We start from the raw sequence: 23,443 nt of genomic DNA, 5'->3' as shown, positions 1-23,443 counted from the left end.
CGGACCGCTCAGCGGCCGTGCGGCCGGGAGTCCCGCTGCGCCGGTGGCAGCGCCGCCGGGACATGGCCTCGCGGGTGGTAGGGCTGCCGGCTCACGACCTCCCAGTGCGCCGCGGACGCCGTCGTACGGCTCCAGTTCCCGCTACCGTGCAGCGCCTCCGAGATCTCCGGTTCGTCCGTACGGTCCCCGGGCAGGGCCCGGAAGGAGCGGCGGTACTCGGCGTACAGCGCGTCATAGATCGGCGTGGCCGAACCATGGTCCGTGAGGTGCGTCGTCCCGTATTCGTGGGACGGGCGCATGCCGGGGATCGGGTGGGTGTACGGGGCGCGGGAGGACGGGTCGTATGCGTGCACGTATGTGCCAACGACCTCGATGGCCGCGGGATGCGGCTTTCGTGCGGAAATGGCTGATCGCGAGGGCATGACCGTCCGGAATGGCGGTCCTGCCCCCGCGATCGGGTGCCGAGGGGCTGTCAGGTGCCGGCCAGCGGCATCTCCGCGGCGACCAGGGCGCCCCTCGCCGCGGCGTTCTCCAGTGCCTCCCGCATCAGGTCCTCGCGGGGCTGGTGGCCGATGGAGCCGGCGGGCGCGGCGTACATCACCACCGACTGCGCCTTGTTGGCCGCGGTGCGCCAGCCGTCGGAGACGGCCAGCGGCTGATGGGCCTGCCACCAGGCGGCCTGCTGGCCGGTGTTGCCCGGCTGGAGGACGGCGTGCAGCTTGCCCATGGCCAGCAGGGCGGACCAGCCCGGGTTCGGGCCCGGGAGCTGGTTCATGTCCGCCACGGGGTGGAACCCCTGCTCCAGGAGCAGCGGAAGGAAGTCGTCGTCGGGGCCGACCGAGCCGGGACGGGCGATCGGGCCGTCGGGCTCGACCACCAGGGCCGGGCGCAGGTCGCCGTCGATCAGCACCAGACCGCAGGTGATCCCGAGGGTCGCCTGGCGCGGGGTGGTGGGGGCCGGGGCGGCCGGGGACGGCTGCGATCCGGGGGCGGGGGCGGCGGCGTCCTCTCCGGTGATGGAGCGTACGGCTCCCTGGAGCTGCTCCTCCGACACCGGGACGACCTGCGAGGGGATGCAGGTGGCATGGGCGAACGCGAGCACCGCGGTCTCCTCGCCCACGAACAGGACGGTGCTGGTGGCCTCCTGCTCGCTGTCTCCGGGGGTCCGGCAGGAGGTGCAGTCGTAGCTGCCGGGGGCGTCGCCACCGGCCAGCAGGCGGTCGGCTTCTTCGTCGCCGATCTCGGCGCGAACGTCGTCGCTGACGTCGAGCATGCGCGGCACGGGTGGCTCCTCGATCTCTGTGCGTCTGCCGGGTGGTCTCCCGGCTCGTACAAGGACAACGGGTGACCTGCGGCAGGAGTCACGCGAGGAAGGGAACGGAATCGAACCAATCGCCGCACAGTGGAAATCCATGGAAAGCCGCCACAGAAGCGGTCACATAACGCCAACTCTTGCGCAGAACCTGGTGCAGTCGGCGGCGTTCCGTACACCGGACCGGGTGGGAGCGGGGGCCCGAGGGCGTGGCGCCCTGGTCAGCGGCGGACGGCTGCTTACCGTCACCGGCTATGTCGGACAACTCTTCGGCGCCGCGGCGCTTCGTGGGATCCGTCGGGCTGCTCACCGCGGCGGCCGCTGCCCTGGTGCTGTGCCTGCCCGGCGCCGCTGCCGCCGCCGACGGGCCGGACGGCGGCGGCAGCGGCGGCAGGAGGACACACGCCTGCGCCGCCGACCAGTGGCCCTGGGGCTGCCTCGCCGAGTGCGAGAGCAGCGGGGACTGGCACATCAACACCGGCAACACCTTCTACGGCGGGCTCCAGTTCTGGCAGCCCACCTGGGAGGCCTTCGGCGGCCTCGACTTCGCGGAGCGGGCCGACCTCGCCTCCCGCGCGGACCAGATCAAGATCGCAAAGCGGGTGCAGGCCGCCCAGGGATGGGGCGCCTGGCCCGAGTGCGCCCGGCGCTACGGGCTGACCCCTCCCGCCCGGACCCATGTCGTCCGGCGGGGGGAGACGCTCGGCGAGATCGCCGAGAACTACCGCGTGAAGGGCGGCTGGCGGGCGCTGTACAGCGCCAACCGCTCGACCATCGGACCGGACCCCAGCAGGCTGTCGGTCGGCACCAGGCTGCGGCTCCCGGGGGTGCCGAAGTCGCACTCCCGGTCGGCGCGCGACGACTGACGGGCGGACGGCGGGAGTTGGCAGGCCCCGGACGGTGTCCGGCGTCCCGGCGCGATCCGGCGGAAGACCTGGTCACGCGGCAACGGGTGGAGGGGATTCGGGCCCGTGAGGTTCCGTCCCACGGCTACCGATGACCTAACTTTTGCGGAACAACTTGGCGAAAGACCCAACCAGGAACCCTTTTTCGCGGTCCTACCGTTCAGCAGGGGATGTGTCGCGCCGTCGGGAGGGGGGCGCGACGCATCCCACGGGGACCAGAACGACCGAAGACCAGGGGACACGGGGACGGATGCACATCTCATTCCTGATACACAATGCCTACGGCATAGGGGGGACGATCAGGACGACGTTCAACCTCGCGCGTACGCTCGCCGAGCGGCATGACGTCGAGATCGTTTCCGTACTGCGCCACCGCGACGACCCGGTCTTCGACCTCGGTCCGCGCGTCGCGCTGCGCCATCTCGTGGACATCAGGGAGAACAGCCCCGGCTACGAGGGCGCGGACCCCGAGCACACCCGCCCCGCCAGGGTATTTCCCGCCGCCGAGGGGCGCTACGGCCAGTACAGCGAGCTCACCGACCGCCGGATCGCCCAGCATCTGCGCCGGACGGAGACGGACGTGGTGGTCGGCACCCGTCCCGGACTCAATGTGCACATCGCCAAGCAGGCGCGCCGCGGCCCGGTCCGGATAGGCCAGGAGCATCTCACCCTGGACACCCACAACCGGGCGCTCAAGCTGGCACTGCGCGGCGCCTATCCGCGCCTCGACGCGGTCACCACCGTCACCGAGGCCGACGCCCGCGCCTACCGCCGGACGCTGCGGCTGCCCGGTGTGCGCGTCGAGGCGGTGCCCAACAGCGTGCCGGAGCCCGCCCTCCGGCCCGCCGACGGCAGCGGCAAGTGGGTCGTCGCGGCCGGCCGGCTCGCCCGCGTCAAGCGCTACGACGTCCTCATCCACGCCTTCGCCCGGGTCGTCGCCGAGCGCCCCGACTGGCGGCTGCGGATCTACGGTGGCGGCGCCGAGAAGGCCGCGCTGCGCGCCCTGATAGACGAACTCGGCTTGTACAACCACGTCTTCCTGATGGGGCCGGCCAACCCTCTGGAGCCCGAGTGGGCCAAGGGCTCGATCGCGGCGGTCTCCTCCAGCCTGGAGTCCTTCGGGATGACGATCGTCGAGGCCATGCGCTGCGGTCTGCCGGTCGTCGCCACGAACTGCCCGCACGGCCCCGGCGAGATCATCGACGACGGGGTGGACGGCAAGCTGGTGCCCGTCGGCGATCCGGACGCAATGGCCGGCTCGCTGCTCACACTGATCAACGACGACGCCGCCCGCAAGCGGATGGGCGAGGCCGCGCTGGCCTCGTCGGCCCGCTTCGACCCTGCCGAGGTCGCCGGCCGCTATGAGGCGCTCTTCGGAGAGCTGCTCGCCCGAAGGCGGGGCAACCAACTGCGCGGCAGCCTGCATCGCGCCCGTGGAGCCCTGCTCAGCGGTGCATACGCCACCAAGGATGCGGCCTGCGCCGCGCTGAGAGGGGTGCGGACGGCATGACGGCGCCGAGCCAACTGACCGTGACCGGAGATGAGATGAAGGAGCCCTCTGCCATCGACCAGGAACCCATGGTTCCGGTGAGCGCGGGAACCGACGGCCGCGAGCGGCCCCAGGAGCGGAGCGACGAGGCGGAGCCGGTGGAGCTGAGGGCCGACTGCATCGCGGACTCCGCCGGCGGCCTCACCTTCGACCTGACCGCCCCTCAGGACACCCACACCGCCTGGAACGCGGCGCTGGTGCTGCGGCTGCGCGGCGGCGACGGCGCCGACGACGAGGTACGGCTGCCGCTCGGGCCGAACGGCGCCGGGCGGCTGCGCGCCGTGCTGCCCAGCACCGTCGCCCTCGCCGAGGGCCGCTGGAACGCCTACGCCGACTTCGGTGACGGCGGGGACCCGCGGCGCCTGCTGCCGGGCGTCAACGACCTGCGGTCGCTGGTGGACCGCAGGCCGCTGGCGGGCATCGGCCGGCTCGGTGTGCGCATCCCGTACGCGACCAAGTTCGGCAATCTCGCGCTGCGCAGCTGGCTGCGCGGACCGCACGCCGAGGCCGGTGACATCCTCGTCGCGCCCGACGGCATGACGGTCGCCGGCCGGCTCTACGGCGCCGCCCCGGGCGCCGGTGCCTGCGCCGAGGCCCGCGCCCGCCGCGGCCCGGCCTCCCCGGCCACCGAACCGGCCACCGTCGCCGTCCCGCTGACCGTCGAGGGCCAGGAGTTCACCTTCACGCTGCCCTACGAGGAGCTGGCCGGCCGGTGGGAGCGGGGCAACGAGCCCTGGGACCTGTGGCTGCGTCCCGCAAAGGGGGCCCGGCCGGTGCGCATCGCCCGTCTCCTGGACGACGTCGCCGACAAGAAGCAGGTCTTCAGCTACCCCGGGCTGCCGGTGCGGACGGACGCGGGAGAGCTCAAGGTCGGCCCGTATTACACGCTCGACAACGACCTGGCCGTCCGGGTCGCCGGACCGGCCGAGAGCTGACGGAACCCCGGCTGCGGTCCCGGTGGCGCACCGAGGACCGCAGCTGTCCGCAAGGGCTGCGAGACTCGGGCCATGTTGGAGACCTCGGCACGTCTGCTCCGCCTGCTCTCGCTGCTCCAGGCCCACCGGGAGTGGTCCGGCGCGGAGCTCGCCGACCGGCTCGATGTCACCCCGCGCACGGTGCGCCGGGACATCGACCGGCTGCGCGAGCTGGGCTACCCCGTCCACTCCGCACCCGGGACGGCCGGCGGCTACCGGCTCGGCGCCGGCGCCGAACTCCCGCCGCTGCTGCTGGAGGACGAGGAGGCGGTGGCGGTCGCGGTCGGGCTGCGCACCGCCGCGGCGGGCGGTGTCGAGGGCATCGAGGAGGCCTCCGTACGGGCGCTGGCGAAGCTGGAGCAGGTGCTGCCGCACCGGTTGCAGCGCCAGGTCGGTGCGCTGAACGCCTTCACCGTCCCGCTGCTCGGCAGCGGCGGCCCCCGGGTGGACCCGAACCTCCTCACCGAGCTCGCGCACGCCTGCCGGGACTGCCGCCGGCTTCGTTTCGACTACACCTCCCACGACGGCACGGTCTCCCGGCGCACCGTGGAACCGCACCGCCTGGTCTTCGCCCGGCGCCGCTGGTACCTCGTCGCCTGGGACGCGGGCCGCGCCGACTGGCGCACCTACCGGGCCGACCGCCTCACCCCCACCCCGCCGCACGGCCCGCGCTTCACCCCCCGTCCGCCGCCGGCCGAGGATCTCGCCGCGTATGTCTCCCGGGGCATCTCCACCCGCGCCTACGCACGGCAGGCCACTGTGCTGCTGCACGCCTCGCTGGAGCAGGCGGCGGAGCGCATCGGTCCCGCCGCCGGGACGCTGGAAGCGGTCGACGAGCGGCGCTGTCTGCTGCGGACCGGGGCGCACAGCCTGGAAGTGATGGTCTTCCACATCGTGATGACGGGTTTTGACTTCGAGGTCCGTGAACCGCCGGAGCTGACCGGCTACATACAGGCGATCAGGGACCGGCTGTCCCGGGCACTGGCGGCATCGCCGTCGGCTGCTTCCCCACCTCGGGATGGTGCAGATCGAACGCCGGCGACTCGGAGCGGATCTTCGGGAGAGTCGTGAAGTTGTGCCGGGGCGGCGGCGAGGAGGTCGCCCACTCCAGGGAGCGGCCGAAGCCCCAGGGGTCGTCCATGGTGATCGTTGCGCCGTGGCGGGTGGTCGTCCAGACGTTGTAGAGGAAGGGCAGCGTGGACAGGCCGAGCAAGAAGGAGCCGACGGTGGAGAGGGTGTTCAGGGCCGTGAAGCCGTCGGCGGCCAGATAGTCGGCGTAGCGCCGCGGCATTCCTTCCACGCCCAGCCAGTGCTGGACGAGGAAAGTGGTGTGGAAGCCGATGAACAGTGTCCAGAAGTGGATCTTTCCCAGGCGTTCGTCGAGCATCTTGCCGGTGAATTTCGGCCACCAGAAGTAGAAGCCCGCGTACGTGGCGAAGACGACCGTCCCGAAGACGACGTAGTGGAAGTGGCCGACCACGAAGTACGAGTCGGTGACGTGGAAGTCCATCGGCGGTGAGGCGAGGATGACACCGGTCAGCCCGCCGAACAGAAAGCTCACCAGGAACCCGATCGACCACAGCATCGGCGTCTCGAAGGACACCGAGCCGTGCCACATGGTGCCGATCCAGTTGAAGAACTTCACCCCGGTCGGCGCCGCGATCAGGAACGACATGATGGAGAAGAACGGCAGCAGCACCGCCCCCGTCACGAACATGTGGTGCGCCCAGACCATCACCGACAGGGCCGTGATGGCCATCGTCGCGCCGATCAGCATGACGTAGCCGAAGATCGGCTTCCGGGAGAAGACCGGGATGATCTCCGTGATGATGCCGAAGAACGGCAGCGCGATGATGTAGACCTCGGGATGGCCGAAGAACCAGAACATGTGCTGCCACAGCAGCGCACCGCCCCACTGCGCCTCGAACACCACCGATCCGAACTGCCGGTCCGCCTCCAGCACCAGCAGCGCCGCCGCCAGCACGGGGAACGCCATCAGCACCAGGATCGAGGTGAAGAGGATGTTCCAGGTGAACACCGGCATCCGGAACATCGTCATGCCGGGCGCCCGCAGGGTGATGATCGTGGTGATGAAGTTGACGGCGCCGAGGATGGTGCCGAAGCCGGCCAGCGCCAGCCCCATGATCCACATATCGGCGCCGATGCCGGGGGAGCGGACCATCGAGTTGAGCGGGGCGTACGCCGTCCACCCGAAGGCCGGGCCGCCGAACGGCGTGAGGAAGCTGCCCAGCACGATCAGGCCGCCGAAGAGGAAGAGCCAGTACGAGAACATGTTCAGCCGCGGGAAGGCCACATCGGGCGAGCCGATCTGAAGCGGCATGATCTCGTTCGCGAAACCGGCGAAGGCGGGGGTGGCGAAGAGCAGAAGCATGATCGTGCCATGCATGGTCAGCGCCTGGTTGAACTGCTCCGCGTCGATGATCTGTAGCCCGGGGCGGGCCAGTTCGGCGCGCATCACCAGCGCCAGCAGACCGCCCACCAGGAAGAATCCGAACGCGGTGATCAGGTAGAGGTGCCCGATCTTCTTGTGGTCGGTGGTCGTCAGCCAGTCGACCAGCACCGACCCGCGGCGCCCCGCCCCGGGAGGCCGGACGCGCGCCCGGTCGGTGTCCGTAACCATCCGCTGCACCTCGTTCGTCGAAGGTGTACTGGGCCCGGGACATGATGCTCGCGCCGGGAGCGCAGAGCGAGTGGGCGCTCCGGTCCGTTCCGGTGGGATCGGGCGGGCCGTCGGGCGGGCCCGCCCGACGGGCCGGGAGGGTACGGGACCGGCAAGCGGGGCGATGTGCGGGAAATGTGTGCGGAGTGTGTGTCGTCGGGTAATTTCGGGACGGCCGATAAAGGGCGTCGGGTAAAGGGAATCCGACGTCGCCGGGGGATTGTTTTCGGACGTCGTGTTGCGCTGTGCCGAGTGACCGCGCCCGTTTTGTATTCGATCAAGGTGGAATTTCGGCTGTTTAATTTTCCACCCGGTTGCGCCATCGCACGGCGCGTAAGGGTGACGGAAGTTCCGGCAAACGTACGAACGGGTGCTGTGACACAAGTGTGACCAATGCCGGACCGGAAAGACACGGAGGTGTGCGACGGCCCGGCCTTCCATGGGCCGTTGCGGGCGCCTACGGTGGCTGTCATGGCTGACGTACCGAACCTTCCGGACAACCCTCAGGACGACATGGAGGCGTATGTCGGCCTCGCCCGGCAGGACGCCGAGGAGCAGGCCAGGGCGCGTGGCTGGACCACCATCCGCTCACTGCCCCCGGGCGCGATCATCACCATGGAGTACCTGGCCGGCCGGCTCAACTTCGAGGTCAAGGACGGCACGGTGCACCGCACCTGGCAGGGCTAGGGCGCGTCCTGGCGCCGCACATACGACGAAGGCCCCGGCCGCTCCGTGGGGAGCGGCCGGGGCCTTCGCTGCGGGGTGGGGGTGTGTGCGTACCGGCCCCGCGGCTCGTGGGGCGGTCAGCCGCTCCCGTTGCGGCCGCGCCCGGTCGTCGGGCTCAGCGGCGTGGTGCGCGGGACGCGGTCCGCGTGCGGCGGTCGCCGGCTGCCCGCCGGGGTGACCGGAGCGCGCTCCGAGCGGATGGTGTACGGGCGTGGCGCGTGGTGCGGCCAGCCGTCCGGGGTGTGGGCGGACCGGCTGCCCGTGCCGGCGGGGATCGTCTCGCGGACGAGCACCTCGCCGTCGGAGGCGATGCGCTGCCGGGACACCCCCGGGGCCAGCGAGCCGACCGGCAGCGGGCCGCGCAGCGAATCGGGGCGCAGTCGCAGCCACAGACGCAGCAGCACGCCCATGAGCCGGTCCTCGAACCAGGTGATCCCGGGCTCCAGCCACGGCATCGCCAGCAGCACCAGCAGCCCCGCGGCCCAGCCGAGCAGCACATCGCTGACCCAGTGGGTGCCGAGGTAGACGGTGGTCATGCCGACGCCCAGCGCGCCCAGCGCGGCGATCACCGACAGCGAGCGGCGGCGCAGCGAAGTGGTCGCCAGGTAGGCCAGCACGCCCCAGGTCACCACGGCGTTCGCGGTGTGACCCGAGGGGAATATGTCGCCGCCGAGTCCCATCTCGTTGGCGCCGACCACGGTCGCGTAGTGCGGGCCGAGCCGGCCCATGCCGAGCTTGGCGGCGCCCACGGTGATGTTCAGCAGCAGCAGCGAGGCGCCGAGCACCAGCAGCGGGTGGAGGTTGCGCTGGCGCCAGCAGCGCCAGCCCAGCCACGCCGCCACCGCCACCGCGGTCGGTCCGCGCTGCCCCAGTACAACGAAGTAGTCGAGGAAGGCATGGATCTCAGGCCATTGCTTGTAGGGCCTGAAGAACATGACTTGCCAGTCGAACGTGACCAGCCATGAAGTGGCCAGCACCCCGGCCACGATCGCGAGGTACACCGCCAGGGTTCCCCAGAACAGCCCCAGGCGGGTCCGGGTCATACGGGGCGGTCGGACGCGATCGGTCGGGCGCTGCTCCTCCATCTGGTCGAGCTTGTCATCGGTACGCACTCAATCGACGTTACCGCGTGTGATGTAGGTGCTTGGTCAAACTGTGCGCTTTGTAATGACGATGTGATGTGGAATGTGTCTCAATCGGGGCTTCGGCGCGGGGATTTGGAAGCGAATTCCCGGCGATTCCCAATGAGCTCCCGGGGGGCCGCGTGTCGTGGCCCCGAGCGCCTTATCTGCTTTTCCCCGGCAGAGTTTATCGGCCCTTTGCTCGGGGGTGGCGCGAAGTTTCCCCGGAGGGGTGGTGACGGAACGGGATCATTCGGTCACGCGGGGTCTCGGGCGTCACGGCGGCCCCGACCCGTTCAGCCAGAACGCCCCGTACGCCGCGGAGCCCGCCGTCACCAGGCCGATGACCAGCCAGGCCCGTACCGGCCGCGCTCGCGCGAGCCCGACCGCCGGCGGCAGCAGCAGCGGGTAGGCCGGCAGCATCAGCCGCGGCTTGGACCCGAAGTAGCCCTTGGCGGTCAGCGCGAGCAGCAGCACCGTCCCGCCGTAGACCGCCAGCGGCAGCGGCTGGCCCTGCCGTACGCCGTGCAGGTACAGCCAGACCACCAGCGCGACGCCGACGAGCAGTCCGAGTCCGGCCGCGAACGCGGGCCCCGAGAGCTGGTGCCAGAGGAAGGCAGCGAAGGCGATGCCCCCGTCGAAGCCGTTGCCCCAGTCCCCCTGGACGTCGAGATAGCCGGTGAACGAGCCCTGCCGTGCCCCCACCCACAGGAAGAAGCCGCACCAGCCGAGCGGTGCCAGCAGCACACCGGGCAGCATGCCCGGGTGGGCCCGCAGCGCCGCGCGCAGCCGTACGCCGCCGGCCCGCTCCCGCCACAGCGTCACCGCCGCGGTCAGCCAGACGGCCGCGACCACCGCGGCACCCACCGGCCGGGTCAGCCCGGCCAGCGAGGCCAGCACCCCCGCCCACATCCACCGCCCGGTCAGCACGGCGTACACACCCCAGGCCGCGAGCGCGGTGAACAGCGACTCCGAGTACGCCATCGACTGCACGATCCCGACCGGCAGCGCGGCCCACAGGGCGGCCAGGGCGATTCCGGCCCGCGGCCCGTGCAGCCGCTCACCGGTCGCGTACAGCGCCCAGGCCGCGGCCAGCGACGTGAGCCAGGCCACCACCATCCCCGCGTCGGCCGGCGACAGCGGCGAAAGGGCCGACAGTCCCCGCTCCAGCCACGGCAGCAGCGGGAAGAAGGCCAGGCTGGAGTGCACATCGCCGTTGGGCAGCTGGACGGTGTAGCCGTAGCCGTGCTCGGCGACCCGGGTGTACCAGAGCGCATCCCAGCGGCCGGTCAGCAGCGTGTGCCAGTCCTTGCCGTTGACCGTGGACCAGACCGCGAGGACGACGAGCCCCAGCAGCCGGATCGCGGCAAAGGCCGCCAGCGCGGGCGCGGCCGCGCGCAACGCGGCCCGTATGGCGGGCGCATCGCACAGCGGCCGGCCGGGAACGCCGGCGGAGGCAAGATCGTTCATCGGGACGATTATCCAGGTGGCCGGGGAACGATCGGTGACGGCGGTGGGGAACGCACAGCGCTGCGATGCGCGTCTCATCGTGAGGTGAGCCACGCGGCACCCTGGGGGACTCGCGTAGTCTGACGTCCCTACTCGCTTGTGCCGCCGGTTCTTCCCGGGGCGTTTTCGCGCCCTGATCCGTGGCCGCGAGAGCATGACTGGAGGTGCTGCATGTCCGGGACGACCGCGTCCGGCAGTGGACGGACGGCTGGTGTTCCCCGGCTCACAGGCGGCGGCGCGAACCGCTGGACCGTGCTGATCGTGCTCTGCGTCAGCCTGCTCTTCGTCGCGCTGGACACCACGATCCTCTACGTCGCCGTGCCCTCCGTCACCGAGGATCTGCGGCCGGGCCCGGTGGAGCTGCTCTGGATCGTCGACGTCTACCCGCTGATCGCGGCATCGCTGCTGATCCTCTTCGGCACCCTCGGCGACCGTGTCGGCCGCCGGCGCATCCTCCTTCTCGGCTACGGCCTCTTCGGTCTGGCCTCGGCCGCCGCCGCGCTCGCGCCCAACCCGCAGATCCTCATGGTGGCCCGCGCCCTGCTCGGCATCGGCGGCGCCATGATCATGCCGGCGACGCTGTCGATCCTGCGGCAGGTCTTCCCCGACCGGCGCGAGCGCGCGGTCGCCATCGGTGTGTGGAGCGCGGTGGCCGCGGTCGGCGCCGCGGTCGGTCCGGTCCTCGGCGGCTTCCTCGTCGAGAACTTCTGGTGGGGGTCGGTCTTCCTCATCAACATCCCGATGATGGCCGCGATGCTGCTGATAGGCCGGTGGCTGCTGCCGGAGTCGCGCGGTGAGCGCAACGGCCCCTGGGACGTGATCGGCGCGATCGTCGCGGCGCTCGGTGTGCTGGGCATCGTCCTCGGCGTCAAGCGGATCGGCAGTGGCGAGGCCGTGGTGGGCCTGACGACGCTCCTGCCCATCGTCCTCGGCGTCCTGCTGCTGGTTCTCTTCGTACGCCGTCAGCGCCGGCGCGAGCACCCGCTGATCGATGTGCGGCTGTTCGCCCGGCCCGCCTTCGGCACCTCCGTCACCTGCATCGTGCTGGCCATGCTCGCCCTGGTGGGCCTGCAGCTGATCGCCGTCCAGTACCTCCAGCTCGTCCTCGGACTGAGCCCGTTGGAGACCGGACTGCGGATGCTGCCGCTGGTCTTCGCCGCGATGGCGGCCGGGCTGACCGGTTCGAAGATGCTCCAGGCGCTCGGCCCTCGTGCGATGGTCTCGCTCGGCTTCGTGCTGACCGCCGTCGCGGTGCTCTGTCTGACCGCGATGAGCAGCCAGGACCGCCCCTGGCTGCTGTCGTTGGGCTTCGTGCTGCTCGGCTTCGGCTTCCAGTCCACGCTGTTCGGGGCGTACGAGTCGATGCTCAGCGAGGCGCCCGCCGAGCAGTCGGGCGGCGCCGCCGCGATCGGGGAGACCTCCTACCAGCTCGGGGCCGGTATCGGTGTCGCCCTGCTCGGCAGCGTCATGAACGCCGCCTACGCCCCGGGCCTGGCGCATGTCGACGGTGTCCCCAAGCGGGTCTCCGCCTCGGCCGCGCACTCCCTCGGCGAGGCCTACAAGGTGGCCGCCGGTCTGGGGGAGGGGGCCAAGGCCGCGCTGCGCGAGACGGCCCGGGAGTCCTTCGTCCGCGGGCTGCACATCACCCTCGTCGCCAGCGCCGTGCTGCTGCTGGTCGGCGCGGGGATCGCGCTGCGGCTGCCGCGCCGGGCGGCGGACTCCACGGAGCGCGCGGAGGCCGACGGGGAGCCTGCTGCGGGCGATCAGACGGCCGGCGCCGGCCGCGGCAACGGCGAGCCCGCCCCGGCGGCGAGCTCCGGCCGCTGACCCGCGTTTCCCCTCTTGCGAGTCCCCGGCCCGCCGCGCGGCGGTGACCCTTGCCGCGCGGCACCACGGGCCGTACCGTCGGAAGCGAAATAACTACCACTGCTAGTTTTTCGCGCTGAACCCGCCGGAGGCCCCGCCATGTCCGCAAAGCCGTCCTCAGAGTCCGCAGCATCGTCGGTGTCATCGGCGGTTCCGCCATTCGACCCCAGCGACCCCCTGGGCCTCGACGACCTGCTGACCGACGAGGACCGTGCCGTCCGGGACACCGTCCGCAGCTGGGCCGCCGAGCGTGTCCTGCCGCAGATCGCCGACTGGTACGAGCGCGGCGAACTGCCCGGCATCCGTGAACTCGCCCGCGAGCTGGGCTCCCTCGGCGCGCTCGGGATGTCCCTGACCGGCTACGGCTGCGCGGGTGCCTCCGCCGTCCAGTACGGCCTGGCCTGCCTGGAGCTGGAGGCCGCCGACTCCGGCATCCGCTCCCTGGTCTCCGTCCAGGGCTCGCTCGCCATGTACGCGATCTGGCGCTTCGGCTCCGAGGAGCAGAAGCAGCAGTGGCTGCCGGGGATGGCGGCCGGCGAGATCATCGGCTGCTTCGGGCTGACCGAACCGGACATCGGCTCCGACCCCGCCGCGATGCGGACCTACGCCAAGCGCGACGGCGGGGGAGACTGGGTGCTCAACGGGCGCAAGATGTGGATCACCAATGGCTCGGTGGCCGGGGTCGCGGTGGTCTGGGCCCGTACCGACGACGGCATCCGCGGGTTCGTGGTCCCCACCGACACCCCGGGGTTCTCGGCCCCCGAGATCAAGCACAAGTGGTCCCTGCGGGCCTCGGTGACCAGCGAACTCGTCATGGACGAGGTACGGCTGCCGGCCGACGCGGTGCTCCCCGAGGCCACCGGACTGCGCGGCCCGCTCGGCTGTCTCAGCCACGCCCGCTACGGCATCGTCTGGGGCTCCATGGGGGCCGCCCGCGCCAGCTTCGAGGCGGCGCTGGACTACGCGAAGACGCGGGAGCAGTTCGGCAAGCCCATCGGCGGCTTCCAGCTCACCCAGGCCAAGCTCGCCGACATGGCCGTCGAACTGCACAAGGGGATCCTGCTGGCCCATCATCTGGGGCGGCGGATGGACGCGGGGCGGCTGCGCCCCGAGCAGATCAGCTTCGGCAAGCTGAACAACGTACGGGAGGCGATCGAGATCTGCCGTACGGCCCGGACGATCCTCGGCGCCAACGGGATCTCGCTGGAGTACCCCGTCATGCGGCATGCGACCAACCTGGAATCGGTGCTCACCTACGAGGGCACCGTCGAAATGCACCAGCTGGTGCTGGGCAAGGCGCTCACCGGTCTGGACGCCTTCCGGTGAGCGGCCTGGCCGGCTGACGCCGGTCGCCGCACTGTCCGGGGGCCCGCACACCGGTGGCTGCCGGTGCGGGCCCTGGGGCCCCCGGCCGGGAACACGCGGGTCGCGCTCAACTCTGGTTGAAGAAGCCGCCGTTGCGGTGGGCGCGGGCCTCGCCGCTGACGACCTTGTAGTCGGCGGGGGTCAGCAGGAACACCCGGGTGGCGACGCGCTCGATCGAACCGCGCAGACCGAACGTCAGACCGGCCGCGAAGTCCACGACCCGCTTGGCGTCGGCGGACTCCATGGACGTCAGGTTGACGATGACGGGGACGCCGTCCCGGAAGAGCTCGCCGATGCCGCGGGCGTCCCGGAAGCTCTCCGGAGTGACCGTGGCGATGCGGGTGCCCTGGTCCTGGGCGGCCTCGTCGGCCACCAGGACCCGGGGGTCGGTGACCCAGGGGCTGTTGCCCGAGTCGCCGGCATCGGGTCCCTCGGCGTAGTCGTCGTCGTAGTAGCGCTCGTCATCACTGTCGTCGACGAGGCCAAGCCAGGCGCTCGCCTTGCGCACCGATCCCATTGACGCCTCCTCTCACCCGCGGTGTCTGTGTGTGTACCCCTATCGTCGTCCATCAGGCCGACAGTGTGCCAAGTGGATAGCCGCCGCACGGGGGGTTCGTGACACATCTGGTGCAAAGAGGGTGGCGCGGCATCAGCTTACGCGCCCCGTAAGGAAACTGACAGTACGAAGAACATCACGGTCGGTACGTGACCCTGCGTCGACGGCAAGCGGTCAGCAGAAGGCGGACCCAACCCGGGGGTCGGTTCGTACGCGGACCAGGGCACTTGCCCTCGTCCCCCGGTCAGCGGATCTCCGGCGGGCTGATCCGCGAGGTCTTGAGGGCCGAGGGGCCGGTGCCCCACTTCTTGAGGATCCGTTCGTAGGTGCCGTCCTTCTTCAGGTGGTTGACCGCGGCCTGGACGGCGGGCGCCAGCGGGGTGCCCTTCTTGAACGCGAAGCCGACGTCCAGCCGCTTGAACTCATTGAGGAACCGCAGGCCCGGCTGCTGCCGCACGGCGTAGCGCAGCCCGTTGATGGTGCTCATCACCACATCGGTCCGGCCCTGCTGGAGCGAGATCCACAGGGCGCCCTGTTCGGCATAGGTCTTGACGTCGTACGGCTTCTTGCCGGCCTCCGTGCACCGCTGCCGGTTCTCCTCCAGCGTCGCCTCGAAGGTGGTGCCCGCGCCGGTGGCGACCGTCAGCCCGCACAGCTGCCGCAGGGAGCCGACCTTCTTCAGCGGGCTGTCCTTGCGGACCGCGAAGCCCTGGCCGTCGTTGATGTACGTCACGAAGTCGATGGCCTTGCGGCGCTCGTCGGTGACGCCGAAGTTGCCGGTGCCCACGTCGTATTTGCCGCTGCCGAGGGCCGGCAGGATCGCCTCGAAACTCGCCACCTCGCGGTCGATCTTCAGGCCGAGCACCTTGCCGACGGCATCCGCGAAGTCGATGTCCTGGCCGGCCAGGGTCTTGCCGTCGGCCAGATAGGCCGCGCCGGGCGGGGTGCCGACGCTGGTGGCGAGGGAGAGGCTGCCGCGTGCGCGGACGTCCGCGGGGAGCAGTTTCGCCGCGGCCGGGTCCTTCCGCACGCCGGAGACCACGTCCGCGGTGGGGATCTTGTCGTCGGCGGCCGACGGACCCGCGGCCCCGGCTGCGCCCGACGGGCCGCCCGAGCCGCAGGCGGTGAGCGCCAGGGCCGCGGCGGCCAGGACCGCGGTGGTGCGCAGGGCGGTGGAGCGGGGCGTGGTGAGGCTCATGGCTGTGGGATCTCCAGGTGCTTTTCGAACGGCAGCGGGCCGATCGACTCCGGGGCGGCGGACAGATCGAACAGGGGGCGGTAACCCGCCGCGAGATAGAGGCCCTTGGCCTCCGGCTGGCGGGGGCCCGTCGTCAGGAAGACGCGGGTGCAGCCCCGGCCGGCGGCCTCCCGCTCCAGGGCGTCCAGGACCCGCCGCGCCAGCCCGCGCCTGCGGTGCGCGGAGTGCGTCCAGATGCGTTTGAACTCGGCGGTGTGTGCGTCGTAGCGGCGGTAGGCGCCCCCGGCGACCGGGCTGCCGTCCTCCAGGAGCAGCAGGAACGCACCACCGGGCGGGGCGAACTCCTCGGCCGGGTACTCCCGGCTCAGATCGACGGGTTTCTCGTACCGGGTGCTGTATTCGTGGGTCAGTTCGTCCAGCAGGGGACGGGCCAGCGGATCGTGGACGGTGGTGTGCCGGATCGTCAGGCGGGTGGTCGGCGGCGGACCGGGCGCGGCGCTCACCGGACCGCCGCCGTGACGGGCCGCGGCACCGGGGCCGCGGTGGCGGACGGCCACGGGAGCGCGTCCGGCAGCTCATGGCGCAGCTGCGGCAGCACCTCGGCGGCGGTCAGCCGCAGGACGTCGGCCTTGCGGGGGAACGGCAGGCCGGCGCTGTCCACGGAGAAGAACTGGAGCGCGTGGCCGTAGGCGGCATGCTGCTGGAGGATCTTGCCGGCGATCCGCGCCGGCGAGCCCACCAGCGCCGGGCCGTGGTCGGCGGCGTCGTCCAGGGAGCGGAAGGGCGTGTTGTTGCCCGGTACGTCGCGGGCGGCGACGGCCGCTTCGTAGTACGGCGCGAACTCCCGGCGGGCGGTGCGGTCATCGGCGGCGGCATAGAGCGTCCCGCCCGAGGCGACCAGCGCCGCCGAGGGGTCGTGTCCGTAGTCCGCCCAGCGGGCGCGGTAGTGGTCGATCAGCTTGGCGTAATCGGCCACCGGCTGGATGACGTTGGCGGCGAAGACCGGGTCGCCCCACAGGGCGGCCAGCTCCACCGAGCGTTCGCTGGTGGCGCTGCCGTGCCAGACGGTGGGCGGCTGCTGATGCGGACGGGGGAGCGTGGTCGCGCCGTCGAGCGGGGGCCGGAAGCGGCCCGACCAGGTGACCTGCTCCTCGCTCCACAGCCGGCGCAGCAGCTCGTAGTTCTCCTCCTGCAACGCGTACTGGTCGTCCGGATCCCGGCCGAAGAGCCGCCAGGGCTCGGGGGCGTTGCCCTTGCCGATGGCCAACTCCAGCCGGCCGCCGGAGAGCTGGTCGACGGTGGCGTAGTCCTCGGCGACCCGTACCGGATCGAGGGAGGACAGCACGGTGACGGTGGTGAAGAGCCGGATGCGGTGCGTACGGGCGGCGATCGCGCCCAGCACCGCGGGCGGCGAGCTGGACAGGAACGGCGCACCGTGCCGCTCGCCGACGCCGAAGGCGTCGAACCCCAGCTCCTCGGCCAGCACGGCGAGTTCGACGACCTCCTGGAGGCGGTCGTGCGGGGTGAGGAGGCGTCCGGACAGCGCGTCCGGGACGTTGTCGATCAAAGTCATGACACCGAAGCGCATACTGCGCCCTTCTTCGAGCATGCCGAAGGAACAACAGGACAGGGACAGCGGAGGTGAAAGGGACTGCGGTGAAAGGGAAGTGCGGTGGGGCGAGGGGAGGGTGCGCCGGACGGCGGCGCGAGGTGTGAAGGCGCGCGGTTGACGGAAGAGAAAGAACCGCGGAACGGCCCGGCCTTAGCGGCGACGGGCTTCAGGGCAGGGCGTCAGCTCAACAGGACGACGACCACACGCGACCGAAGTCGATGTGGTCGCGGGTGACCAGCCGCTGCCAGAGATACATGCGGCTAAGTGGAACAGGCATCCGTTTCCGCGTCAACCAGGAAGTGATCCCTCGCTCACAGTGTGGACACCCTTGACAGCGACGCGTGTTCACCCCATAGCCTCAAGAGCCGGTCGTGCTGAGGGGCACGGCCCGTTCCGCCTGTGTGAAGGCGCTCTACTCCCGTGCTCGCTCTCGGCACCCACGGAGCCTTCGCATGCCTTCCGACACCCTCGCCGCCCGCGCCGCATCCGCCACGGCTCCGCCTGACGACGGCACGGACCGCACCGTCCCCCGGATCGTGCCGCGCCGCCGTACCGGCCAGTGGGCCGCGGCCGCCGCCGTGCTGGCTCTGCTGGCACTCGCCCTCCGCTCCGTCGTACGCAACGACGCCTTCCAGTGGGACGTCGTCGCCGACTACTTCCTGACCAGCGCCGTACTGCGCGGCCTGGGACTCACCCTCTGGCTGACCGCGGCCGTCATGGCGCTGGGCTTCGTGCTGGGCACCCTGCTCGCCACGATGCGGCTCTCCGCCAACGCGGTGCTGCGCGGAGTCAGTTGGGGTTACGTCTGGCTCTTCCGGTCGATGCCGGTCCTGGTGCAGCTGCTGTTCTGGTTCAACATCGGGGCGCTCTACCCGACGATCCTCGGCATCAGGACCGTCCATCTGCTCGGCCCGGTCACCATCGCCCTGATCGGGCTGACCCTGCACGAGGCCGCCTACGCCGCCGAGGTGGTCCGCGGCGGCATCCTCTCCGTCGAGGCGGGGCAGCTGGAGGCGGCCCAGTCGCTGGGGCTCGGCGCCTGGCGGCGGCTGCGGCGCATCGTGCTGCCCCAGGCGATGCGCTCCATCGTGCCGCCGGCCGGCAACATGCTGATCGGCACCCTCAAGGGCACCTCCATCGTCAGCGTCATCGCCGTCCAGGACCTGCTCTACTCCGTCCAGCTGGTCTACCACCGCACCTACCAGGTCATCCCGCTGCTGCTGGTCGCCACCCTCTGGTACATCGCGGTCACCTCCGCGCTCGGCGTCGGCCAGTACTACCTGGAGCGGCACTACGCCCGCGGTACGGCCGGTGCCCGATGAGCCGGACCGCGAATCCGTCAGGCCGGCCGTCCGTCGTGATCGTGGGAGCCGGGCCGCGCGGCACCGGGCTGATCGAGCGGATCGCCGCCAACGCCCCCGAGCTGTACGGCGACACGCCCCTCGACCTGCACCTCGTCGATCCCCACCCGCCCGGCGGCGGGCGTATCTGGCGCGCCGGCCAGTCGCCCCTGCTGTGGATGAACTCCACCGCCGAGGACGTCACCATGTTCACCGACGAGACCGTCGAACAGGACGGTCCGGTGCGGCCGGGACCCTCGCTCGCCGAGTGGGCGCGCGCGGTGCGCGACGGCGAGATCCCCCTCGCGCCCGGCCCGGCCGCGGCGCTCGCGGCCCTCGGGCCCCGCGACTTCGCCGGCCGCCGGCTGCAGGGCGCCTATCTGAGCTGGGCGTACGAGCGGTCGGTGGCCGCGCTGCCGCCGGCCGTCGCCGTCCATGAGCACCGGCGGAGGGCGGTACGGGTCTCGGGCTCGCGCAACGGCCGGCTGCAGGTGCATCTGGCGGGCCGCCCCGCACCGCTCACCGCCGACGCCGTGGTGCTCACGCTGGGCCACCTGGAGGCCGAACCCAAGCCGGAAGAGCGCGAGTTGACGGACTTCGCGACCCGGCACGGTCTGACGTATCTGCCGCCGGCGTTCACCGCCGACAGCGAGCTGAGCGCACTGCGGCCCGGTGAGCCGGTGCTCGTGCGCGGCTTCGGGCTGGCCTTCGTCGATCTGATGGTGCTGCTGACGGAGGGCCGCGGCGGCACCTACACGACCGGCGCCGACGGGCAGCCGGTCTACCGGCCCTCGGGGCGCGAGCCCGTCCTGCACGTCGGGTCACGGCGCGGAGTGCCCTACCACTCCAAGATCGGTTACGAACCGGACGGCGAACGGCCGCCGCTGCCGCGCTTCTTCGGACCGGAGCAGGTCGATGCGCTGCTCGCCAGGGCCGACGGGTTCGACTTCCGGCGCGACGTCTGGCCGCTGATCGACAAGGAGCTGGGCTTCGCCCACTACCACCGGCTGTTCACCGCCCACCCCGGTCGCACCCGGATGAACTGGGCGGACTTCGAGGAGAAGTACGCCGCCGCCGACCCCGGCAGCGCCGCCCTCCAGGCCCTCGTCGGCGCCGCGGTCCCGGACCCCGCCGACCGCCTCGACCTCGAGGCGCTGGACCATCCGCTGGACGGCCTGCGCTACCCCGACGCCGAGGCGCTGCAAGACGGGCTGCGCGGCTATATCGAGGCCGACCTGGCCCGCCGTCACGACCCCGCGCACAGCCCCGACCTGGCGGTCTTCCTCGCGCTGCTGTCGGTCTACGGCCAGCTGGTGCGGATCGGCGACCGCGGCCCCTGGTGGCACGGGTTCTTCAGCTATCTCGCCTCCGGCCCGCCCGGACCGCGGCTACGACAGCTGCTCGCGCTCTCCCGGGCCGGGGTGGTCCGCTTCCTCGGCGCCGGCACCACCGTCACCGCCGATGCGCGGCGCGGGGTGTTCCGCGCGGAGAGCGCCAGTGTGCCGGGGGAGTCGGTCGAGGCGCGGGCACTGGTGGAGGCGCGGCTGCCGGCGGCGACCGTCGAGCACACCCGTGACGCCCTGCTGCGCGCCCTGTACGCCGATGGTGCGGCCACGACCCCCACCGGGCTGCTGGCGGTGGCCCCCGCCGACGGCCGGATCCTGGACCGGGCCGGCCTCCCCCTGGTTCTCGGCTCCTCCCCCACTCCCGGCTTCGCTCGACCGGGGGGACCCCCATGCACAGGGAGGGACCCCCACCACCCGCGCCTCTTCGCCCTCGGCCCGCACACCGACGCCCGCTCCGGCGGCGCCTTCGCCCGGCCCCGTACCAACGCACCCGCCTTCCGGCAGAACGACGCCACCGCGCGGGCGCTGCTCACCTTCCTGCGGGACCGGGCCGCCCCGCCCGCGCCCCGGCCAGCCGCCTCCCTCGTCCGCCCCGCTCCCACCCCCGAGGACTCCCATGCCCCTGACCAGTGATCCACCCGTCGAACAGGCCGTTCCCGAGCAGACCGTTTCCCAGCAGGCCGGACCACCGCCGGCGGACGACCCGGCGGCCCTGAAGGTCGTGCCCGTACGCCACCCCTGGCGCTGGGCCGCGATCGTGGTGACGGCGGTGCTGATCGCGCAGTTCGTGCACGGTCTGGTCACCAACCCCGCCTGGGAATGGGGGGTTTTCGCCCAGTTCTTCACCGCGGAGACCGTGCTCAGGGCGGTCTGGGTCACCCTTCAGCTCACCGTCTACGGCACCGCACTCGGCTTCGCGCTGGGCATCGTGCTGGCCTTCATGCGGCTGTCCGCGAGCCCCTTCCTGCGCTGGGTCGCCTTCGGCTACATCTGGGCCTTCCGCTCCATCCCGCTGATCGTCCAGCTGCTGTTCTGGTTCAACCTCGCCTATCTCTACAAGCGCCTGGACTTCGGTATCCCCTTCGGTCCCGGCTTCGTCCACGTCGACACCATGGGCCTGGTCGGTGCGATGGGCGCGGCGGTGCTCGGGCTGGCGCTGCACCAGGCCGCGTACGCCGCCGAGATCGTGCGCGGCGGGGTGCTGGCCGTGGACGGCGGACAGCTGGAGGCGGCCGCCGCGCTCGGCATCCCCCGGCTGCGGCAGTTGCGCCGCATCGTGCTGCCGCAGGCGGCACGCTCGATCCTGCCGAACGCCACCAACGAGGTCATCTCCCTCTTCAAGGGCACCTCGATCGTCTCCGTCATGGCGATCGGCGAACTCTTCTACCAGGTCCAGGTCATCTACGGACGGAACGGCAGGGTCGTGCCCCTGCTGATGGTCGCCACCGCCTGGTACGTCCTGCTGACCACCGTGCTCTCCGTCCTCCAGTACTACGTCGAACGCCACTTCTCCAAGGGAGCCACCCGATGAGCGCGCAGGGCGCGATGGTCGAAATCCGCTCGGTCCACAAGAGCTTCGGCTCGCTCGCTGTGCTCAACGGGGTGGACCTCCAGGTCCGTACCGGCGAGGTCACCGTCGTCCTCGGCCCGTCCGGCTCCGGGAAGTCCACCCTGCTGCGCACCATCAACCACCTGGAGAAGGTCGACAGCGGCTCGGTGAGCGTGGACGGTGCGCTGGTCGGCTACAAGAGGTCCGGCAACAAGCTCTACGAGCTGCGCGAACGAGAGATCCTCCGGCAGCGCACGGAGATCGGCTTCGTCTTCCAGAACTTCCACCTCTTCCCGCATCTGACCGTGCTGGAGAACATCACCGAGGCGCCCGTCGCCGCGCTCCGCAGGCCGAAGAAGGACGCCGACAAGGCCGCGCGGGCGCTGCTCGCCCGGGTCGGGCTCGCCGACAAGGCGGACGCCTACCCCAAAACGCTCTCCGGCGGCCAGCAGCAGCGCGTCGCCATCGCCCGTGCGCTCGCCCTGGAACCCAAGCTGCTGCTCTTCGACGAGCCCACCTCCGCGCTCGACCCGGAGCTGGTCGGCGAGGTCCTCGACGTCATCAAGGATCTGGCGCACCAGGGCACCACGATGATCGTCGTCACCCATGAGATCGGCTTCGCCCGTGAGGTCGCCGACACCGTCGTCTTCATGGACGACGGACGGATCGTCGAACAGGGCCCGCCCGGCGAGGTCCTCGACCGTCCGCGCCATGAGCGCACCAAGTCCTTTCTCTCCAAGGTCCTTTGAACATGAGGAGTCATCCGTTGAACCGCCGCCGTACCCTGACCGCAGCCCTGGTGCTCGCCGCCGGCTCCGTAGCGCTCACCGCCTGCGGCGGCACCGCGGCGTCGGGCGGGAACAGCGTGAATGCCGCCGCCGGGGGCCGGGGACCGAAGATCAATATCGGTCCCGACCAGCACCGCATCCACGGCACCAAGGACCCGGAGAGCGCCGCGCTGGTGCCCGCCCGGGTCCGTGAAACGGGCGCCCTGCGCATCGGCGTGAGCGCCGACGGCAGCCCGCCGCTGACCTTCCACGCCACCGACGACAAGACCCTCATCGGCGTCGAGGAGGACATCGCCACCCTCGTCGCCGACACCCTCGGCCTCGAACCCCGCTTCGAGGCGCTGTCCTGGGAGAACCTCTTCGTCGGCCTGGACAGCGGCAAGCTCGACGCGGTGTTCTCCAACGTCACCGTCACCGAGGAGCGCAAGGACAAGTACGACTTCGCCACCTACCGGCTCGACCAGCTGGCGATGGAGGCGAAGAAGGGCAGCGGGTGGAAGGTGCGCGGCCCCAAGGACGTGGCGGGCCGGACCATCGCGGTCGACTCCGGCACCAATCAGGAGAAGATCCTGGTCGACTGGAGCAAGGAGAACGAGAAGGCCGGCCGCAAACCGGTCGACATCAAGTACTTCCACAAGCCCTCCGACACCTACCTCGCGCTCCAATCGGGCCGTCTCGACGGTTTCTTCGGCCCGAACCCGACCGCCGCGTACCACGTGAACACGGCAGGGCAGACGGAGATCACCGGGACCTTCTCCGGTGGCGGCGACCGCGTCCGGGGCGAGATCGCCGCCACCACCAAGAAGGACAGCGGCCTGGTCAGGGCCTATGCCGCCGCGCTGCGGAAGGTCATCGACAACGGCCGCTACGGCAAGGTGCTGGCGCGCTGGGGGCTGACCGGCGAGCAGCTGAAGACCTCGCGGATCAACCCGCCCGGCCTGCCCAGGACCGCCAACTGACCGGCGCCGGGCGCCCGGCGCGCAGCGGAAGCCCGCCCATGCCGTCGCGCGAGACGGCCGGCGGCCGGGACGCCTTTGCCGGACGGGC

General features: G+C 71.4%; 21 protein-coding genes. 12 read left to right on the top strand and 9 right to left on the bottom strand.

Annotated features, from left to right (window positions below; translation table 11 throughout):
- Positions 1 to 8 precede the first annotated feature (8 nt).
- Complete coding sequence (locus K7C20_RS08220; protein WP_030078584.1) at positions 9 to 353, bottom strand: hypothetical protein; 345 nt, start codon at positions 351 to 353, stop codon at positions 9 to 11.
- Positions 354 to 472: 119 nt separating this feature from the next.
- The gene (locus tag K7C20_RS08215) at positions 473 to 1,282 is read right to left on the bottom strand and encodes a hypothetical protein (RefSeq protein ID WP_030078586.1); all 810 of its coding nucleotides are present in this window, start codon (positions 1,280 to 1,282) and stop codon (positions 473 to 475) included.
- A gap of 284 nt (positions 1,283 to 1,566) precedes the next feature.
- On the opposite strand from K7C20_RS08215, the gene K7C20_RS08210 reads away from it, so the two are divergent.
- From K7C20_RS08210 to K7C20_RS08195, 4 genes are all read left to right on the top strand, one after another.
- Complete coding sequence (locus K7C20_RS08210) at positions 1,567 to 2,178, top strand: LysM peptidoglycan-binding domain-containing protein (protein WP_053208393.1); 612 nt, start codon at positions 1,567 to 1,569, stop codon at positions 2,176 to 2,178.
- 289 nt (positions 2,179 to 2,467) lie between these two features.
- Positions 2,468 to 3,727: a glycosyltransferase family 4 protein gene (locus K7C20_RS08205; protein WP_030078592.1), complete on the top strand. Its 1,260-nt coding sequence runs from the start codon at positions 2,468 to 2,470 to the stop codon at positions 3,725 to 3,727.
- The gene (locus K7C20_RS08200) at positions 3,724 to 4,701 is read left to right on the top strand and encodes a hypothetical protein (RefSeq protein WP_078952788.1); all 978 of its coding nucleotides are present in this window, start codon (positions 3,724 to 3,726) and stop codon (positions 4,699 to 4,701) included. The genes K7C20_RS08205 and K7C20_RS08200 overlap by 4 nt, the downstream gene beginning before the upstream one ends.
- Positions 4,702 to 4,773: 72 nt before the next feature.
- Positions 4,774 to 5,811, top strand: a complete 1,038-nt coding sequence (locus tag K7C20_RS08195) for a helix-turn-helix transcriptional regulator (RefSeq protein ID WP_053208392.1) — start codon at positions 4,774 to 4,776, stop codon at positions 5,809 to 5,811.
- Here K7C20_RS08195 and ctaD read toward each other — a convergent pair.
- Positions 5,699 to 7,381: an aa3-type cytochrome oxidase subunit I gene (ctaD, locus tag K7C20_RS08190; protein ID WP_053208391.1), complete on the bottom strand. Its 1,683-nt coding sequence runs from the start codon at positions 7,379 to 7,381 to the stop codon at positions 5,699 to 5,701. The two genes, K7C20_RS08195 and ctaD, sit on opposite strands and share 113 nt — an antisense overlap.
- Before the next feature lie 510 nt (positions 7,382 to 7,891).
- On the opposite strand from ctaD, the gene K7C20_RS08185 reads away from it, so the two are divergent.
- On the top strand, positions 7,892 to 8,107 hold the full coding sequence (locus K7C20_RS08185) for an I78 family peptidase inhibitor (protein WP_030078603.1): 216 nt from the start codon (positions 7,892 to 7,894) through the stop codon (positions 8,105 to 8,107).
- Between the two features lie 116 nt (positions 8,108 to 8,223).
- On the opposite strand, the gene K7C20_RS08180 is transcribed toward K7C20_RS08185, so the two are convergent.
- Both K7C20_RS08180 and K7C20_RS08175 read right to left on the bottom strand, forming a co-directional pair.
- Positions 8,224 to 9,258, bottom strand: coding sequence for a phosphatase PAP2 family protein (locus K7C20_RS08180; RefSeq protein WP_053208390.1), 1,035 nt, complete (start codon positions 9,256 to 9,258; stop codon positions 8,224 to 8,226).
- Positions 9,259 to 9,543: 285 nt separating this feature from the next.
- The gene (locus K7C20_RS08175) at positions 9,544 to 10,737 is read right to left on the bottom strand and encodes a hypothetical protein (protein WP_053208389.1); all 1,194 of its coding nucleotides are present in this window, start codon (positions 10,735 to 10,737) and stop codon (positions 9,544 to 9,546) included.
- A gap of 210 nt (positions 10,738 to 10,947) precedes the next feature.
- Between K7C20_RS08175 and K7C20_RS08170 the strand changes: the two genes are divergently transcribed.
- Complete coding sequence (locus K7C20_RS08170) at positions 10,948 to 12,603, top strand: MFS transporter (RefSeq protein WP_053208388.1); 1,656 nt, start codon at positions 10,948 to 10,950, stop codon at positions 12,601 to 12,603.
- A gap of 138 nt (positions 12,604 to 12,741) precedes the next feature.
- Positions 12,742 to 13,968 carry an acyl-CoA dehydrogenase family protein gene (locus K7C20_RS08165; RefSeq protein WP_053208387.1) on the top strand — a complete coding sequence of 409 codons (1,227 nt, stop codon included), beginning with the start codon at positions 12,742 to 12,744 and terminating at the stop codon, positions 13,966 to 13,968.
- Between the two features lie 106 nt (positions 13,969 to 14,074).
- Here the strand turns inward: K7C20_RS08165 and K7C20_RS08160 are convergent, their stop codons facing one another.
- The 4 genes from K7C20_RS08160 to K7C20_RS08145 form a co-directional block, all read right to left on the bottom strand.
- The gene (locus K7C20_RS08160; protein WP_030078614.1) at positions 14,075 to 14,524 is read right to left on the bottom strand and encodes a cell division protein SepF; all 450 of its coding nucleotides are present in this window, start codon (positions 14,522 to 14,524) and stop codon (positions 14,075 to 14,077) included.
- A 283-nt stretch (positions 14,525 to 14,807) separates the two neighbouring features.
- On the bottom strand, positions 14,808 to 15,761 hold the full coding sequence (locus K7C20_RS08155; RefSeq protein ID WP_053208386.1) for an ABC transporter substrate-binding protein: 954 nt from the start codon (positions 15,759 to 15,761) through the stop codon (positions 14,808 to 14,810).
- Positions 15,758 to 16,264, bottom strand: a complete 507-nt coding sequence (locus K7C20_RS08150) for a GNAT family N-acetyltransferase (protein ID WP_078952795.1) — start codon at positions 16,262 to 16,264, stop codon at positions 15,758 to 15,760. The genes K7C20_RS08155 and K7C20_RS08150 overlap by 4 nt, the downstream gene beginning before the upstream one ends.
- Entirely contained in the window at positions 16,261 to 17,334 is a 1,074-nt protein-coding gene (locus K7C20_RS08145) for an LLM class flavin-dependent oxidoreductase (RefSeq protein ID WP_245170929.1), read from the bottom strand. The genes K7C20_RS08150 and K7C20_RS08145 overlap by 4 nt, the downstream gene beginning before the upstream one ends.
- 491 nt (positions 17,335 to 17,825) lie before the next feature.
- Here K7C20_RS08145 and K7C20_RS08140 point away from each other — a divergent pair, with 491 nt between their 5' ends.
- Genes K7C20_RS08140 through K7C20_RS08120 form a run of 5 tightly spaced genes read left to right on the top strand, consistent with a single transcriptional unit; the run spans position 17,826 to position 23,355 of the window.
- Positions 17,826 to 18,695, top strand: coding sequence for an amino acid ABC transporter permease (locus K7C20_RS08140; RefSeq protein ID WP_053208384.1), 870 nt, complete (start codon positions 17,826 to 17,828; stop codon positions 18,693 to 18,695).
- Positions 18,692 to 20,692 carry an FAD/NAD(P)-binding protein gene (locus K7C20_RS08135; RefSeq protein ID WP_053208383.1) on the top strand — a complete coding sequence of 667 codons (2,001 nt, stop codon included), beginning with the start codon at positions 18,692 to 18,694 and terminating at the stop codon, positions 20,690 to 20,692. The genes K7C20_RS08140 and K7C20_RS08135 overlap by 4 nt, the downstream gene beginning before the upstream one ends.
- On the top strand, positions 20,676 to 21,590 hold the full coding sequence (locus tag K7C20_RS08130) for an amino acid ABC transporter permease (RefSeq protein WP_053208382.1): 915 nt from the start codon (positions 20,676 to 20,678) through the stop codon (positions 21,588 to 21,590). Before K7C20_RS08135 ends, K7C20_RS08130 begins: the two co-directional genes overlap by 17 nt.
- Positions 21,587 to 22,357: an amino acid ABC transporter ATP-binding protein gene (locus K7C20_RS08125; protein ID WP_030078624.1), complete on the top strand. Its 771-nt coding sequence runs from the start codon at positions 21,587 to 21,589 to the stop codon at positions 22,355 to 22,357. Before K7C20_RS08130 ends, K7C20_RS08125 begins: the two co-directional genes overlap by 4 nt.
- Before the next feature lie 17 nt (positions 22,358 to 22,374).
- Positions 22,375 to 23,355 (top strand): ABC transporter substrate-binding protein, encoded by a 981-nt coding sequence (locus tag K7C20_RS08120; RefSeq protein WP_245170928.1) that lies wholly within the window; start codon positions 22,375 to 22,377, stop codon positions 23,353 to 23,355.
- Positions 23,356 to 23,443: the final 88 nt, after the last annotated feature.

It is taken from the genome of Streptomyces decoyicus, from assembly GCF_019880305.1.
GTDB classification, from domain to species: domain Bacteria; phylum Actinomycetota; class Actinomycetes; order Streptomycetales; family Streptomycetaceae; genus Streptomyces; species Streptomyces decoyicus.
This window is presented reverse-complemented; position numbering and strand designations above follow the sequence as displayed.

Coding starts and splice junctions, on each gene's coding strand:
- K7C20_RS08165 (WP_053208387.1), top strand. CDS start 12,742: ATGTCCGCAAAGCCGTCCTCAGAGTCCGCAGCATCGTCGGTGTCATCG.
- K7C20_RS08210 (WP_053208393.1), top strand. CDS start 1,567: ATGTCGGACAACTCTTCGGCGCCGCGGCGCTTCGTGGGATCCGTCGGG.
- K7C20_RS08175 (WP_053208389.1), bottom strand. CDS start 10,737: ATGAACGATCTTGCCTCCGCCGGCGTTCCCGGCCGGCCGCTGTGCGAT.
- K7C20_RS08170 (WP_053208388.1), top strand. CDS start 10,948: ATGTCCGGGACGACCGCGTCCGGCAGTGGACGGACGGCTGGTGTTCCC.
- K7C20_RS08125 (WP_030078624.1), top strand. CDS start 21,587: ATGAGCGCGCAGGGCGCGATGGTCGAAATCCGCTCGGTCCACAAGAGC.
- K7C20_RS08135 (WP_053208383.1), top strand. CDS start 18,692: ATGAGCCGGACCGCGAATCCGTCAGGCCGGCCGTCCGTCGTGATCGTG.
- K7C20_RS08185 (WP_030078603.1), top strand. CDS start 7,892: ATGGCTGACGTACCGAACCTTCCGGACAACCCTCAGGACGACATGGAG.
- K7C20_RS08205 (WP_030078592.1), top strand. CDS start 2,468: ATGCACATCTCATTCCTGATACACAATGCCTACGGCATAGGGGGGACG.
- K7C20_RS08155 (WP_053208386.1), bottom strand. CDS start 15,761: ATGAGCCTCACCACGCCCCGCTCCACCGCCCTGCGCACCACCGCGGTC.
- K7C20_RS08130 (WP_053208382.1), top strand. CDS start 20,676: ATGCCCCTGACCAGTGATCCACCCGTCGAACAGGCCGTTCCCGAGCAG.
- K7C20_RS08200 (WP_078952788.1), top strand. CDS start 3,724: ATGACGGCGCCGAGCCAACTGACCGTGACCGGAGATGAGATGAAGGAG.
- K7C20_RS08145 (WP_245170929.1), bottom strand. CDS start 17,334: ATGACTTTGATCGACAACGTCCCGGACGCGCTGTCCGGACGCCTCCTC.
- K7C20_RS08140 (WP_053208384.1), top strand. CDS start 17,826: ATGCCTTCCGACACCCTCGCCGCCCGCGCCGCATCCGCCACGGCTCCG.
- ctaD (WP_053208391.1), bottom strand. CDS start 7,381: ATGGTTACGGACACCGACCGGGCGCGCGTCCGGCCTCCCGGGGCGGGG.
- K7C20_RS08160 (WP_030078614.1), bottom strand. CDS start 14,524: ATGGGATCGGTGCGCAAGGCGAGCGCCTGGCTTGGCCTCGTCGACGAC.
- K7C20_RS08195 (WP_053208392.1), top strand. CDS start 4,774: ATGTTGGAGACCTCGGCACGTCTGCTCCGCCTGCTCTCGCTGCTCCAG.